General features: G+C 67.2%; 1 protein-coding gene. It reads right to left on the bottom strand.

Going from position 1 to position 323, the window contains the following annotated elements; all coding sequences use genetic code 11:
* The coding region (locus L691_RS30165; protein ID WP_036738254.1) for a transglutaminase-like domain-containing protein at nucleotides 1-323 on the bottom strand (323 nt) is incomplete at both ends.

Below are 323 nucleotides of genomic sequence, written 5' to 3'. Positions count from 1 at the left end.
CGGCAGCGCGGGGCCCGCTGCCGAGGCCGGCGTCGGGTCGAGGGGGACCCAGCCCGCGCCGGGAAAATACACCTCGACCCAGGCATGGGCGTCGCCCTGGGTCACCATATACCGCTGCGGCCCGGGGCCCGCTGCCTTCCGGCCCGGGGCATAGCCCTGGACATACCGGGCCGGAATGCCGGAGCTGCGCAGCAGGACGGTCATCGCGGAGGCGAAATGGACGCAGTATCCCTTCTTCTCCGTGAACAGAAAATCGTCGACAAAGTCGGCCCCTTCCGGCGGTACCCGCGTATCCAGCGTATAAGGGTACGTTACTTGCAAAT

It is taken from the genome of Paenibacillus zanthoxyli JH29, from assembly GCF_000520715.1.
Lineage (GTDB): Bacteria > Bacillota > Bacilli > Paenibacillales > Paenibacillaceae > Paenibacillus_AQ > Paenibacillus_AQ zanthoxyli.
This window is presented reverse-complemented; position numbering and strand designations above follow the sequence as displayed.